Annotated in this window: 12 protein-coding genes; 8 read left to right on the top strand and 4 right to left on the bottom strand. The window is 66.3% G+C overall.

Annotated elements, in window-relative coordinates; genetic code table 11:
* Positions 1–39: 39 nt before the first annotated feature.
* On the bottom strand, positions 40–948 hold the full coding sequence (locus AAE027_RS08480) for a PaaI family thioesterase (RefSeq protein ID WP_370986204.1): 909 nt from the start codon (positions 946–948) through the stop codon (positions 40–42).
* 143 nt (positions 949–1091) lie between these two features.
* On the opposite strand from AAE027_RS08480, the gene AAE027_RS08475 reads away from it, so the two are divergent.
* The gene (locus AAE027_RS08475) at positions 1092–1412 is read left to right on the top strand and encodes a hypothetical protein (protein WP_164934991.1); all 321 of its coding nucleotides are present in this window, start codon (positions 1092–1094) and stop codon (positions 1410–1412) included.
* Between the two features lie 39 nt (positions 1413–1451).
* On the opposite strand, the gene AAE027_RS08470 is transcribed toward AAE027_RS08475, so the two are convergent.
* Positions 1452–2921 (bottom strand): amidase, encoded by a 1470-nt coding sequence (locus tag AAE027_RS08470; protein ID WP_370986203.1) that lies wholly within the window; start codon positions 2919–2921, stop codon positions 1452–1454.
* Positions 2922–3560: 639 nt separating this feature from the next.
* Here AAE027_RS08470 and AAE027_RS08465 point away from each other — a divergent pair.
* The 4 genes from AAE027_RS08465 (at position 3561) to AAE027_RS08450 (ending at position 8614) form a co-directional block, all read left to right on the top strand.
* Positions 3561–5897 (top strand): Tex family protein, encoded by a 2337-nt coding sequence (locus AAE027_RS08465; protein WP_370986202.1) that lies wholly within the window; start codon positions 3561–3563, stop codon positions 5895–5897.
* 321 nt (positions 5898–6218) lie between these two features.
* The gene (locus AAE027_RS08460; protein WP_370986201.1) at positions 6219–6761 is read left to right on the top strand and encodes a hypothetical protein; all 543 of its coding nucleotides are present in this window, start codon (positions 6219–6221) and stop codon (positions 6759–6761) included.
* A gap of 97 nt (positions 6762–6858) precedes the next feature.
* A complete protein-coding gene (locus AAE027_RS08455) occupies positions 6859–7551 on the top strand; it encodes a response regulator transcription factor (RefSeq protein WP_370986200.1) in 693 nt (230 codons plus the stop codon).
* A complete protein-coding gene (locus tag AAE027_RS08450) occupies positions 7538–8614 on the top strand; it encodes a sensor histidine kinase (RefSeq protein WP_370986199.1) in 1077 nt (358 codons plus the stop codon). Before AAE027_RS08455 ends, AAE027_RS08450 begins: the two co-directional genes overlap by 14 nt.
* 11 nt (positions 8615–8625) lie before the next feature.
* Here the strand turns inward: AAE027_RS08450 and AAE027_RS08445 are convergent, their stop codons facing one another.
* On the bottom strand, positions 8626–8997 hold the full coding sequence (locus AAE027_RS08445) for a response regulator transcription factor (RefSeq protein ID WP_130220512.1): 372 nt from the start codon (positions 8995–8997) through the stop codon (positions 8626–8628).
* Positions 8994–9860, bottom strand: a complete 867-nt coding sequence (locus AAE027_RS08440; protein ID WP_370986198.1) for a S1C family serine protease — start codon at positions 9858–9860, stop codon at positions 8994–8996. The genes AAE027_RS08445 and AAE027_RS08440 overlap by 4 nt, the downstream gene beginning before the upstream one ends.
* Before the next feature lie 197 nt (positions 9861–10057).
* On the opposite strand from AAE027_RS08440, the gene AAE027_RS08435 reads away from it, so the two are divergent.
* The 3 genes from AAE027_RS08435 to AAE027_RS08425 all read left to right on the top strand — a co-directional run bounded on the left by AAE027_RS08435 (position 10058) and on the right by AAE027_RS08425 (position 13222).
* Positions 10058–11023: a VOC family protein gene (locus AAE027_RS08435; RefSeq protein WP_370986197.1), complete on the top strand. Its 966-nt coding sequence runs from the start codon at positions 10058–10060 to the stop codon at positions 11021–11023.
* A 63-nt stretch (positions 11024–11086) separates the two neighbouring features.
* A complete protein-coding gene (locus AAE027_RS08430) occupies positions 11087–11962 on the top strand; it encodes a dihydrodipicolinate synthase family protein (protein WP_091881110.1) in 876 nt (291 codons plus the stop codon).
* Positions 11963–12136: 174 nt separating this feature from the next.
* Complete coding sequence (locus AAE027_RS08425) at positions 12137–13222, top strand: S1C family serine protease (protein WP_249759938.1); 1086 nt, start codon at positions 12137–12139, stop codon at positions 13220–13222.
* The last annotated feature ends 64 nt before the right edge of the window (positions 13223–13286 follow it).

The raw sequence follows: 13286 nt of genomic DNA, 5'->3' as shown, positions 1-13286 counted from the left end.
TCGTTGTGTCCTGCGCCCCGCCCGTCAAGTAAAATACGCCTATTCCTCGTCACTTCCAGGCGTCGGCCGCAACATGAAATGACCGAAGGCCGTGGCGATCGGCTTGTTCGCATCGTCCTGCCAGGCCCGCGCCTCGAAGGCAACGATGCGGCGGCCCTGCTTCACGATCGAGACATTGGCAAACGTGTCGAGCGCACGGCCGGAGCGCAGATAGTTGACGGTGAGGCCGATCGGTTTGGGCGGCGCCGCAGTGCCGAGCTCGCGCGCTACGCCGATGATCGCGGTGGTCTCCAGGAAAGCACCGGTCATGCCGCCATGGATCGCGGGCAGGATCGGATTGCCGATGATCTTCGGCGAGAACGGCATCGTCAGCGTGCCGTCGTCGTTGACGCGAATGCCGAGGCAGCGCGCGAACGGGCTGTTCGCGAACGGGCCATCCGGATCCTCCGGCGCCTCCAGCGTCGGGATGCTGCGCGCATCCATCCTGCGGTCCGCGAGCATGTTGGTGCGGTTGGCGCCGATCATGAAACAGGCCGTCGCGGTCGCGACCGGATCGTCCTCGGATTCCTGATAAGCGGTAGAGCGAACGAAGGCGATCGAGCGCGTGGTGCGATAGCAGACCGAATGCGCCTTGATGTCGAGGCCCGGCGTCGCCGGCTTCTGATAGTCGATGCGCAGGTCGAGTGTCGCGATCGCGCGCGTGCCGTCGAGTGCAAGCTGCACCGCCATGCCGCAGCTCTCGTCCAGCATCGCGGTGACGACGCCGCCATGCAGAACGCCGGTCTCTGTGTCGCCGACGAAAACGGGACGGTAGGGCAGGCTGGACCAGGCCTCGCCGGGTGCGAAGCGGTCGAGCTGGAGCCCGCTGATATGGCCGTAGTCGGAGCGGCGGCCCTGGATCGCCTCGGCGAGTTCCTCGAAAGGGAGTGTGGTAGGTAGAGTGGACATGATGACGTTCTAGACTAGCGCCGGGCGCCGCAAAACCCCGAATAAGCGCCGCCGGTCTGCCTCGGGCGGTTTGGTCTCGACAGGGCGGGCCGAAGCGACGATGGTGGGTGCTTCGTTCGTTCGACTAGCCGTAAGGAGCGCCCATGACCGACCCCGAAACGCCCTCGACCGCCCAGGGGCCCGTCACCATTTCGACCTCCAGCTCGGAGCGGGCGCCGATCATCTATTTCGACGGCGCCTCCTGCTTCGGTCACCACAACGGTGCGATCCAGATCGAGCTCGCCGCGAACCTCCTGATGCCGGTCGGCGCCGCCGTCAGGGTCGACGTGGTCCAGACCGCGCACCTGCGTTGCAGCGTGGCCGCCGCGCTGGCGCTGCGCGAAGCGCTCGACAAGGCGCTGGCGATGTACAAGCAGGGCCAGCAGCAGCCACCGACGGAAGAGATCCCCGCGGTGAAGAATTGAGGCCGAAGCGCGATCGCCTGTCAGCGCAATCGCAGCTTCTCAGCCCACATGCACCTTCGGCTTCTTTCCGCCGTTCCACTTGCCGTCGAGCGCGCGCTCGATCTGGGCGGCGAGTTGCAGCAAGAGGCCGTCATTGGCCTGCTTCGCGATCGCCTGGATGCCGAGCGGCAGGCCGTGCTCGTGGGTCGCCATCGGCAGCGAGATCGCCGGCATGCCGCAGAGATTGGCGAGCGGCGTGAAGGCGAAATTGCGCCAGAGATTGCCGAACCAGTCGAGCACATCGGGATTATCGGAGATCGTGAGATATTCCTTGGTGCCGACCTTCGGCGTCGGCAGCGCGGTGACCGGCGTCAGGATCACGTCCCACTGCTCGAAGAAGGCGCCGAAGCCGCGGGAGGTCGTGTTGAATACGCCTTGCATCTTCGCCCGCTCGGCGAAGCTGGTATGCCGGCCGGCTTCCCAGATGCGGATGTTCATGGGCTCGATGAGATCTTCCGGCGGCTTTTCCAGACCGCGCGCGGCGAGCATGTTGGAGATCACTACCGCAAAGTTGGAGATGTAGCAGGTGGTCTGCGCCGCGAACGCGGCGCGGAAGTCGAGTTCGGGCAGGGCGTAGTCGACGTGATGGCCGAGGCCTTCGAGGAAGCGGCCGGTCTTCTCCAGCTCAGCTGCGATGTGCGGCGTCGCAGTGTAGTCGCCCCAGGTGTGCGACAGCGCGATCCGGAGCTTGCCGGGATCGCGCTTGATCATCTCGCAATAGGGCTGCGCCGTGGTCCAGAACGGCATGAACTCGCCGGGCGCCGGTCCCCTTGCGTGATCGACGAAGGCAGCGGTGTCGCGCACCGAGCGCGACTGGCAGCCCTGGATCGAGACAAGGCCGGTGAGATCGGACATGTGCGGGGCAAGCGAGAACACCCCGCGCGAGACCTTCAGCCCGATATTGCCGTTGACGCCGGCGGGAATGCGGATCGAGCCGCCGCCGTCGGTTGCATGCGCGATCGGCACCACGCCGGCCGCGACCATCGCGGCGCTGCCGGCCGACGAGCCGCAGGTGGTGTAGTCGGTATTCCAGGGATTGCGCGTGACATAGACGGCGGGATTGTCGGCCGAGCTGCACACGCCGAATTCCGGCGTCGTGGTGCGTCCGATCAGGTTGAGGCCAGCATGGCGGAATTTGCCGGTCAGGAACGTGTCGGAGGCCGCCCGATTGCCGCGCATCAGGAGAGAGCCCATCTCCTGGAGCCGGCCCTTCATGGTCGGTCCCAGATCCTTCATCAGGAAGGGCAGGCCTGCGAACGGGCCGGAGAGGTTGGCCCCGTCCTTGGCGGGATCGGCGATCACATCATCGAACAGCTCGACCACGCCCGACAGCGCCGGATTGACCTTGGCGACGCCCGCCGCGGCCTGCCGCGCCAGTTCCTTCGCCGTCAGCTCGCCGTTGCGGACGCGGGCGGCCAGCGCCACGCCGTCGTGCTGCGCCCATTCACTCCAGCTCATCGGCAAAGTCATGTACTCAAAATCCCCTTGATGCGGCGTCACCTTCCTTTCGCAAGGAACCGCGTGAATCAACCGAGCTGGCGCGAGGGGCAGGGTTGCGTGGGGCGGAGAGGTCGGGGACGCGGAGCTGCCGGCTGTATCAATCCGACAGTCGCGCGATCGCTGCAACCGGCCCGCCGCCGGACACCGTAGCCCGCGGGCTCAATGGAGCATGTCCCTCGCTCCGTCATTGCGAGCCACCGGGTCCGCGCGAAGCGCGGCCCGATGACAGGCTCCGCGAAGCAATCCAGAGTCTCCCCGCGGTGGGATTCTGGATTGCTTCGTCGCATCAGCGCAAAATTGCTCTGCAATTTTGTCGCGAGCTCCTCGCAATGACGGCGTGGAGAGAGCGGGCGCCGCACTCCGCTCTCGTGCCCCGGACGCAGCGCCGCGTCTTCGACGATGCGCTGCAGCGCGTCCGGGACACGAGAGCACAGCACGAACACGTCGTCCTCCCCACGATTGTGGCGAGATCGCATCGGTTCAACAAAAAATCCTCTGTCGACGGCCATCCGCCGCACCTTGATGAATCAACCCCGGCTGGTCCATAAGCGGCGTCCCGTGGCCGGTGGTTCGCCCCTGCGTCGCGTGCTTGGATAGAGGGAATTTCGCGTGGCAAATATCAACCAGAAAATTGCGCAGGAGCTTGGGGTTCGCGCCGAGCAGGTCGAGGCGGCGGTGACGCTGCTCGACGGCGGCGCCACGGTTCCCTTCATCGCCCGCTACCGCAAGGAAGCGACCGGTGCGCTCGACGACGCGCAATTGCGCACCCTGGAGGAGCGCCTGGTTTACCTGCGTGAGCTCGAAGACCGCCGCAAGGCCATCCTCGAATCGGTCCGCGAACAGGGCAAGCTCGACGCGGCTCTCGAAGCCAGCATTCTCGCCGCCGACAGCAAGGCACGCCTCGAAGACATCTATCTGCCGTTCAAGCCGAAGCGCCGCACCAAGGCCGAGATCGCCAAGGAAGCCGGACTCGAGCCGCTCGCCACTCAGCTGATGGCGGAGCCTGGCAACGATCCCAAGGTCGTGGCCGAAGCCTTCATCAACGCCGAGAAGGGCGTTGCCGATGCCGCTGCCGCACTCGATGGCGCCCGCGCCATCCTGGTCGAGCGCTTCGACGAGGACGCCGACCTAATCGGCGCGCTGCGCGAGGAGATGTGGACCAATGCGCGCATGGCCTCCAAGGTGCGCGACGGCAAGAAGACCGAGGGCGAGAAGTTCGGCGATTATTTCGATTTCTCCGAGCCGCTGACGAAGCTGCCCTCGCATCGCATCCTCGCGATGTTCCGCGGCGAGAAGGAAGAGATCCTCGATCTGCAAATTCAGGCCGAGGCCGAGGCGCCGCCGCCCGGCGTGCCGAGCGCCTATGAGTTGAAGATCATGAAGCGGTTCGGCATTGCCGATCTCAAGCGCGCCGGCGACCGCTGGCTGATCGACACCGTGCGCTGGGCCTGGCGTACAAAAATCCAGGTCCATCTCAACATCGACCTGCGCATGCGGCTGTGGAACTCGGCCGAGACCGAGGCCGTGCGTGTGTTCGCCTCCAATCTGCGCGATCTCTTGCTGGCGGCGCCAGCCGGCACCCGCGTCACCATGGGGCTCGATCCCGGCTACCGCACCGGTGTCAAGGTCGCCGTGATCGATGCCACCGGCAAGGTGGTCGACACCACCGCGATCTATCCGCACGAGCCGCAGCGGCAATGGAACGAGTCGCTGGCGACCCTCGGCAGGCTTGCGCTCAAGCACCGCGTCGAGCTGATCGCGATCGGCAACGGCACCGCCTCGCGCGAGACCGACAAGCTCGCGGCCGACCTCGTCAAGGGTCTTCCCGAACTGAAGATGACCAAGATCGTGGTGTCGGAAGCCGGCGCGTCGGTCTATTCGGCCTCGGCTTTCGCCTCGGAGGAATTGCCGGGCCTCGACGTCACCCTGCGCGGCGCGGTCTCGATCGCGCGGCGGCTCCAGGATCCGCTCGCCGAGCTGGTCAAGATCGAGCCCAAGGCGATCGGCGTCGGCCAGTATCAGCACGACCTCGGCCAGGCCAAGCTCGCAAAATCGCTCGATGCCGTGGTCGAAGACTGCGTGAATGCCGTCGGGGTCGACGTCAACACCGCCTCCGCGCCGCTGCTGGCGCGCGTGTCGGGCGTCGGCGCAGGCCTTGCGCAAAGCATTGTGGCGCACCGTGACGCCAACGGCCCGTTCAAGTCGCGCAAGGCGCTCAAGGACGTGCCGAGACTCGGGCCGAAGGCATTCGAGCAGTGCGCGGGCTTCCTGCGCATCCTCGGCGGCGAGGATCCGCTCGACGCCTCCGGCGTGCATCCGGAAGCCTATCCGGTGGTGCGCCGGATTCTCGCGGCGACCAAGAGCGACATCAAGGCGCTGATCGGCAGCAGCGAGATCGTGCGTACCCTCAAGCCGAAGGATTTCGTCGACGAGACCTTCGGTCTGCCGACCGTCACCGACATCCTGCGCGAGCTCGAAAAGCCCGGTCGCGACCCGCGCCCGGCGTTCAAGGCCGCAGTGTTCAAGGAAGGCGTCGAGGAGATCAAGGATCTCAAGAAGGGCATGATCCTCGAGGGCACCGTGACCAACGTCGCCGCCTTCGGCGCCTTCGTCGACATCGGCGTGCACCAGGACGGCCTCGTGCACATCTCGGCAATGTCGAAGAATTACATCAAGGATCCGCGCGAGGTGGTGAAGCCCGGCGACATCGTCAAGGTGAAGGTGCTGGACTTCGAGGTCGCTCGCAAGCGCATCTCGCTGACGCTGCGGCTGGATGACGAGGTCGGCGCCAAGAAGGACGCGCCCGGCATGCAGCGCGACAACAATTCGCGCAACAGCGCGCGCATGACCTCGTCGGCGCCGCGCAAGCAGGAATCCTCCGGCGGCGGCGCGCTTGCGGAGGCGTTGCGGCGTGCAGCCGAGAAGAGCGGCGGCAAGCGGGTGTGACTCTTAACCTCTCCCCGCCCTTTGCGGGGAGAGGTCGGATCGCGTCAGCGATCCGGGTGAGGGGCAGGGCACTATGGTGCCGAGACGGGAATCCATCCGACTCGTCGGATATCCGGCTCATAACTCAAATCGAATTTGCCGAAGCACCCCTCACCCCGCCCTCTCCCCGTAAGAACGGGGAGAGGGAGTGACAGAACGGCGCCTCCCTGACACCCGCGTCAGAATCTGGCGCATTTGTAAGTTGATGGGGACAGCGCATTCGCGTCTCCTGATCCTCCTCGTGCGGCGAGGCTACCGCCGCACTGCAAGGAGGATATTCCGATGAAGAACAGGCTTCTCACAGGCCTCGTCGCAGCGGCAGTCGCCGCGACGCTGGCGGTTGCGTCGCCCGTCCTCGCCCAACGCGGATTTGGTGGCGGCGGGCATGGCGGCTTTGGTGGTGGGCATATGAGTGGTGGCGGCATGCACGCTGGCGGTATGGGCGGCGGTATGCGTGCTGGTGGCATGGGGGGCGGCATGCATGTTGGTGGCATGGGCGGCGCGCGTTTCGGCGGCGCACAATTTGGTGGTGCTCGTTTCGCGGGTTCGCCGATGGCCGCTCGCGCGGCGATCGCGCCGCGCTTTGCCGGTGCGGCTTTCGCTACCCGCGCGGCTTTCGCCCCGCGGTTTGCCGGCGCGGGCTTCCACAACAGGCCTTTCATTCATCGCCACGCCTTCTTCTTCCGGCACCATCGCTTCCACCGGTTCGCCTTCGTCGGCGCGCCGTTCGTCTATGCCAGCTATTACAACGACGGCTGCTGGCGCAGGAGATGGACGCCCTATGGCTGGCACTGGGTCAATGTGTGCGGGTACGATTGGTACTAGCATCGCCGGACCGCACCATTGTCGCGGTCGCCACCGGGCGGTTCCGCTCAGCCCCGGGACGGGATAGTCTGGTGGCGATCGTCGCGCGGAGTTCGTCATGACCGGAAGTCACCGCCGCATCCTGGTCGTCGAGGACGATCCGGAAACCGCAGGCCAGCTCGTTGAGGAACTGACGACCTCCGGTTACGAGGTCGATCTCGCAGCTAACGGGCGCGAGGCCCTGAGCCATGGCGCCGCGCGCGATTATGCCGTGATCACCATCGACCGCATGCTGCCCGACATCGACGGCATCACCGTGATGCGGCAGCTGCGCGACGACGGCATTGCCGCGCCGTTCCTGATCATCTCAGCGCTCGGCGAGGTGGACGACCGCGTGCGTGGCCTGCGCGCCGGCGGCGACGATTATCTCGTCAAGCCGTTCTCGTTCGTCGAGCTGCTCGCACGGCTGGAGGCGCTTGGCCGCCGCAGCGAGACCATTGCCAAGGAAACGCTGATTCGGGTCGGCGACCTCGCCATCGATCTGATCGCACGCAGTGCCAGCCGCCGCGGCCGCAAGATCCCGCTGCTGCCGCGCGAGTTTCAACTGCTCGAATATCTCGTCCGTAACGAAGGCCGCGTCGTCTCCCGCGCGATGCTGCTCCAGCATGTCTGGGACCTGCATTTCGATCCCTCCACCAACATCATCGACGTCTATGTCGGACGGGTCCGCCGCAAGGTCGACGATGCCCAGGACTATCCGCTGATCCACACCATCCGCGGCATCGGATATTGCCTCCGTGCTCCTGGCTAAGACGCTCCGCTCCTCGACCTTCCGTCTGGCGCTGATCGCGATCGCGGCGTTCGGGCTGATCGTCGCGGCCATCATGGCGTATGTCTATTTCGGCACGCTCGCCTATGTGAAGAGTAGGCTCGGCACCGTCGGCGATCATGACGGCTTCACCGGCATGATCGAGCTCGCGATGGCCGCGGTCGCCGTGCTGCTTCTGGTGCTCGCCGGGCTCGCGGCGGTGCTGGTGACACGGCGCACGGTCGGGAGGATCGAGCAGATCAACGCCACCAGCCGCGCCATCATGCTCGCCGGCCTCGACCAGCGCATTCCCTTGCGCGGCAGCAACGACGAATGGGACCGCGTCGCGGAAAACCTCAACCAGATGCTCGACCGCATCGAGACGCTGATGGGCGAAGTCAAGCAGGTCAGCGACAACGTCGCCCACGATCTGCGCACTCCCCTGACGCGCATGCGTGGCCGGCTGGAGAAGGCCTATCACGCCCCGCGCAACAGCGAGGCGGACGCGGCGCTGATCGGCGACACCATCGCCGATCTCGACGCCGTGCTCGGCATGTTCGCCTCCATCACGCGGATCTCGGAGATCGAAACCCGCGCCCGCACCGGCGCCTTCCGCGCGCTCGACCTCGCCGAGATCGCCGGTGAGGTCGTCGAGCTCTACGATGCCGCGGCCGAGCAGGTTGCCACAAAGCTCAGCCTCGCCAGCGACCGCGAGGTGCCGGTGACCGGCGACCGCGACCTCTTGTTCGATGCCATCGCCAATCTCGTCGACAACGCGATCAAGCACGGCCGCAAAGGCGGGCAAGTGACCGTCACCTGCCGCAGCGCCGATGGCTGCGCGGTGATCGCGATCGCCGACGACGGTCCGGGCATTCCCACCGGGGAGCGCGATCACGTGTTCAAGCGCTTTTATCGGCTCGAACAGAGCCGCTATACGCCGGGCAATGGCCTCGGCCTCAGTCTCGTCGCTGCGGTCGCGCGCCTCCATGGCGCCGAGATCGCGCTGCACGACAATGTGCCGGGCCTCACCGTCCGGCTCAGCTTCAAGGCGGCATCAGCGACGTGAATCGGACGGCATCAGAGCTCGATCACGCCACGGCGAGCCGCATGCGCGACCGCGTCGGTGCGGCCGGTGGCATCCAGCTTGTCGAGCAGCGAGCCGACATGAAATTTAACGGTATGTACGGAGATGCCGAGCTGGCGCGCGATCATCTTGTTGGAGGATCCCTCGGCCATCAGCGCCAGCACGTCGAGCTCGCGCTGGGTCAGCGCGATGTCGCCGGGCATGATGCGCGGATCGCGGGCGACAACCGTCGCCGCGGCGGCTTCGCCAGGCGCGGCGAGGCGAAGTCCGGCGACGTTGCCGAGCAGCTTGGCGAGGCGATCGGCGAGGGCAGGGTCGTCGATCTCCAGGGCGAGCACGACCTCCGGCGCGTTGTCCTCGCTCACGCCTCCGGCCTCTCGCCGACCGTGACCTTGAAGCTGACCGGTTCGCCACCGCGGCGCGCCGCGATATCGACCACCGTGCCGACGCTCGAAGGTCCCAGCGTCCGCGACAGCGCTCGCACGCCGGACAGTTTCTGGTCGTTGACCGCCACGATCACGTCGCCCTGGCGGATGCCGGCCGCGGCCGAAGGCCCGGCCTTGTCGACATTCATCACCATCGCGCCGATCCCGTCGTCGAGCTGCACTGGCTGGAGCCCGAGACCAAGATAGCCGCGCGCGATGCGGCCGCGCGTCTCGAGCTGGGGCGCGACGCGCTCGATCGTCGCCGTCGGGATCACCAGCACCCGCCGCGGTCCGAGCACGGCCATGCCGAAGGCGTCACCCGATGCATCGAGCGCAAGGCCACCCTGCTGGCTACCGCGCAGGCGGACGTCGAGCTCGATCCGCGCATCGATGTCGCCGCCGCGCAGGCTGCGCCAACTCTTGCCCGACGCCGATACCATCCCGAGCGCCGCACTCGGCGTATCGCGGCTGGTTGCGACGACGATCGACAGCGTTCCTAGTGCAGGGACCGTTGTGGTCAGCTTGACCGGGGCAATGGCGGCCTCAGTGCGCAGTAGCGCGATGTCTGTCGTATGGTCGCGGCCGGCGACCGTGGCGGCCACTCGGCTGCCGTCGGGAAGGCCGATCTCGACCGAGCCCTCGTCGGCCAGCGCCTCGTCGGCGGTGACGATCAGGCCAGGCTTCCAGACAAAGCCGGTCGCGCGGGAGCGATGCGAATGCACGGAGAGGACGGACGGCGCGGTGCGCGCCACCACGTCCGCGAGCGCGGACGATAGCGAAGACAGAGGAGTGGGGTCGGTCATGGCAGGCTCCTATAGCTGTCTTCAATCTGGGACGTCACAGGCATTTGCGAAACTGGCCGGGTGGCCAGGACATATGGGACGGCCGGGCCTGCAGCGCCGGCCGACGAACATGTGATTGGGAGCCGCTCACGGGAACGTGTAGCAATCGGCCCGACATTGCGCCGCACGGCCTCAACCATTTCCGCGAGCCCTGACTGATGACCATCGATCTCACCCGCCGCACCCTGCTTCAACTTGCCGGCGCGACCTCGCTCGCAATGGCGGCCGCAGCCGCGGCGCGCGCCGAGGGGAATGCACAGGGCGGCGGGCCGACCTATGCCAGCCGTACGCCGATGCGGGTCGGCATGGTGACGCTCCGGGTCAAGAACCTCGACAAGGTCGCCGACTATTACCGCGATGTGATCGGGCTCACCGTGATGGAGCGCTCGGCGACCGCAGCCAGGCTCGGCACGGCCGGCATCACGCTGCTCGTGCTGGAAGCCCGGCCCGAAGCCGCCATCGAGCCGCGCAACGCCGCCGGCCTCTACCACACCGCCTTCCTGATGCCGACGCGGAAGGATCTCGCGCGCTGGCTGGTAGCAGCGGCCGCGCATCGCGTGCCGTTGTCGGGCTTTGCCGATCACCTCGTCAGCGAATCCGTCTATCTCGACGACCCCGAAGGCAACGGCATCGAGGTCTATGCCGACCGCGATCCATCGCAATGGCAATGGAGCGAGGGCAGCGTGAAGATGGCGACCGACGAGCTCAACATCCCCGACCTCTTGTCGCTGACCAATACGCGCGTGGCCGATTATGCCAGGGCGCCGGACGGAATGCGTATCGGTCACATGCATCTGCGCGTCGGCGATCTCGCGCAGGCCGAGAGCTTCTATCACGGCACCGTCGGCCTCGACCCGACCCGCCGCCGCAACGGCGCCGCGTTCCTGTCGTCCGGCCGTTATCATCATCACCTCGGCATGAACGTCTGGCAGAGCCAGGGCGCGGGCCAACGTGACGATCAGGCGACGGGTCTCGCCTGGTTCTCGCTGGTCATGGAAAAGCAGGAACTGCTTGCCGCACAGGAGGAGCGCCTGCGCAAGAGCGGCGCGCAGGTCACAGCGCTCGGGAGCGGCCTGGAAGCCGTCGATCCCTGGGGCACGCGGGTGCGGCTTCTCAGGGTTTGATCGCGGCTACGTGCGTTGGTAATACCGGTCTGGCGTAAACCAGCTTCCGGGGTACACTCCGACATGGCCGATTTCCACGGCGTCTTTCCTTATCTCGTCTCGCCCGTCGACGCCGATGGCACGGTGCGCAGCGAAGTTCTCAGCACGCTCTGCGACGATCTGATCGGCGCCGGCGTGCACGGCCTGACGCCGCTGGGCTCGACCGGCGAGTTCGCCTATCTCAACGCCGCACAGCGCATGGCGATCGTGCAGACCACGATCGAGGCGGCCAACGGCCGCGTGCCTGTTGTCGCGGGTGTCGCCTCCACCTCGACGGTGGATGCGGTGGCGCAGGCGAAAGCGTACCAGAAGCTCGGTGCCGACGGCATCCTGGCGATTTTGGAAGCCTACTTCCCGCTCGCCGATGCGCAGGTCGAATCCTATTTCCGCGCCATCGCCGATGCCGTGGACATCCCCGTCGTCATCTACACCAATCCGCAATTCCAGCGCTCCGATCTCACCCTCGATGTCATCCCGCGCCTCGCCGCGCATCCGCGCATCGGCTACATCAAGGACGCCTCGACCAACACCGGCCGTCTGCTCTCGATCATGAACCGCTGCGGCGATGGCTTGCGCGTGTTCTCGGCCTCCGCCCACATTCCGGCCGCGGTGATGCTGATCGGCGGCCGCGGCTGGATGGCGGGCCCAGCCTGCATCATCCCGCGCCAGAGCGTTGCGCTTTACGACCTCTGCAAGGCCGGCCGCTGGGACGAGGCTATAGTGCTGCAGCGCCGGCTGTGGCGGATCAACGAGGCCTTCGCCCGCTTCAATCTCGCCGCCTGCATCAAGGCGGGGCTTTCGATCCAGGGCTACGACGTTGGCGATCCCGTCCCGCCTCAGGCCGCGCTGACGGCCGAGCAGCGGAGGATCGTGGAAGCTGCGTTGCGGGAGTTGGCATAGCCGATTGTCACGCGGCAATATGTCCTTGGACGCCCTGCCGAAAGCAAAGCCGTTCCCTATCTGCCTTGGTCAGGAAACTTCCCGCCGCTTGCGACGTTGCCGCGTGAGCGAGGTCCGCCATCTCATGCATGTGCATTCCGAACACTGCTTTCAGCACACACCGCGGTGATCGCCATGAATCGTCGATACGGAATTGCCGCGGCAGCTCTTGCCGCTCTGCTGCTCGTAATTACTGCTGCGAAAATCCAACATGCGCCATGGACCACTCCCACCGCGCGAGCCGTCGAGCAGCGCGGGCCGCTGTCCGAGGCCGAAACGGCCACGATCGACATCTTCGAGCGCGTGTCTCCTTCGGTTGTCCAGGTGGCGGCGAGATCGGCGGCCAATCCTCTCATGGGTGAGGAAGGCCAGGGCGGCGCTTCCGGCACGGGATTCGTCTGGGACCGCGAGGGTCACCTCGTGACGAACAATCATGTCGTGGCCAATGGCGGCGAGATCGCCGTGCGCTTTGCGTCGGGAGAGGTGGCCCAGGTGGACCTTATCGGCACGGCCCCCAATTACGATCTTGCGGTCCTGCGAATCCGGAGCGTGCGCGAACTCCCTCCGCCGGTGGCGCTCGGCAGTTCGAGCGACCTGAAGGTCGGGCAATCCGCCTTTGCGATCGGCAATCCCTTCGGGCTCGATCAATCGATGACCAGCGGCATCATCAGTGCCCTCAAGCGCAGGCTTCCGACCCATGGCGGCCGGGAGATTGCCAATGTGATCCAGACTGATGCCGCGATTAACCCAGGCAATTCAGGCGGGCCGCTGCTGGATTCCGCAGGCCGCCTGATTGGCGTCACGACGGCGATCATCTCACCGTCCGGCTCGAACGCCGGCATCGGGTTCGCGGTGCCGGTCGATGTCGTGAACCGGATTGTCCCTGAGCTCATTCGCAACGGCCGGGTGCCAACGCCCGGCATCGGCATCGTCGCCGCCAGCGAGGATGTTTCGACGCGGCTTGGCGTCGAAGGGGTGATCGTGGTGCGGACGGCCCCCGGCAGCCCTGCCGAACGGGCAGGGATTCGCGGTGTCAACTTATCGACCGGAGCGGTCGGAGACATCATCACCGCGGTCGAAGGCAAGCCGGTGCGGCGCCTCGCCGACTTGTCCGATGCGCTGGAGCAGGCTGGGGCCGGGAAGACCGTCCGCCTCACTGTCAAGCGCGGCTCGGATACCCGCGACGTGAATGTGGGCATCATCGACATCGAGCGTTCCTGACCTCGCAATCTGCGCGACCAAAAGGGGCGTGGCACGCAATGCTGATGTGCTGCGGCTCGGTTGT

Origin of the sequence: Bradyrhizobium sp. DN3, from assembly GCF_041357655.1 — a bacterium.
GTDB lineage: Bacteria > Pseudomonadota > Alphaproteobacteria > Rhizobiales > Xanthobacteraceae > Bradyrhizobium.
The sequence above is the reverse complement of the archived record's forward strand: the minus strand, read 5'-3'. Positions and strand labels throughout refer to the sequence as shown.

What these genes read in the sequence shown, in the direction of transcription:
- AAE027_RS08480 (WP_370986204.1), bottom strand. Translation starts at nt 948, where the DNA reads ATGTCCACTCTACCTACCACACTCCCTTTCGAGGAACTCGCCGAGGCG.
- AAE027_RS08475 (WP_164934991.1), top strand. Translation starts at nt 1,092, where the DNA reads ATGACCGACCCCGAAACGCCCTCGACCGCCCAGGGGCCCGTCACCATT.
- AAE027_RS08470 (WP_370986203.1), bottom strand. Translation starts at nt 2,921, where the DNA reads ATGACTTTGCCGATGAGCTGGAGTGAATGGGCGCAGCACGACGGCGTG.
- AAE027_RS08460 (WP_370986201.1), top strand. Translation starts at nt 6,219, where the DNA reads ATGAAGAACAGGCTTCTCACAGGCCTCGTCGCAGCGGCAGTCGCCGCG.
- AAE027_RS08455 (WP_370986200.1), top strand. Translation starts at nt 6,859, where the DNA reads ATGACCGGAAGTCACCGCCGCATCCTGGTCGTCGAGGACGATCCGGAA.
- AAE027_RS08440 (WP_370986198.1), bottom strand. Translation starts at nt 9,860, where the DNA reads ATGACCGACCCCACTCCTCTGTCTTCGCTATCGTCCGCGCTCGCGGAC.
- AAE027_RS08435 (WP_370986197.1), top strand. Translation starts at nt 10,058, where the DNA reads ATGACCATCGATCTCACCCGCCGCACCCTGCTTCAACTTGCCGGCGCG.
- AAE027_RS08430 (WP_091881110.1), top strand. Translation starts at nt 11,087, where the DNA reads ATGGCCGATTTCCACGGCGTCTTTCCTTATCTCGTCTCGCCCGTCGAC.
- AAE027_RS08425 (WP_249759938.1), top strand. Translation starts at nt 12,137, where the DNA reads ATGAATCGTCGATACGGAATTGCCGCGGCAGCTCTTGCCGCTCTGCTG.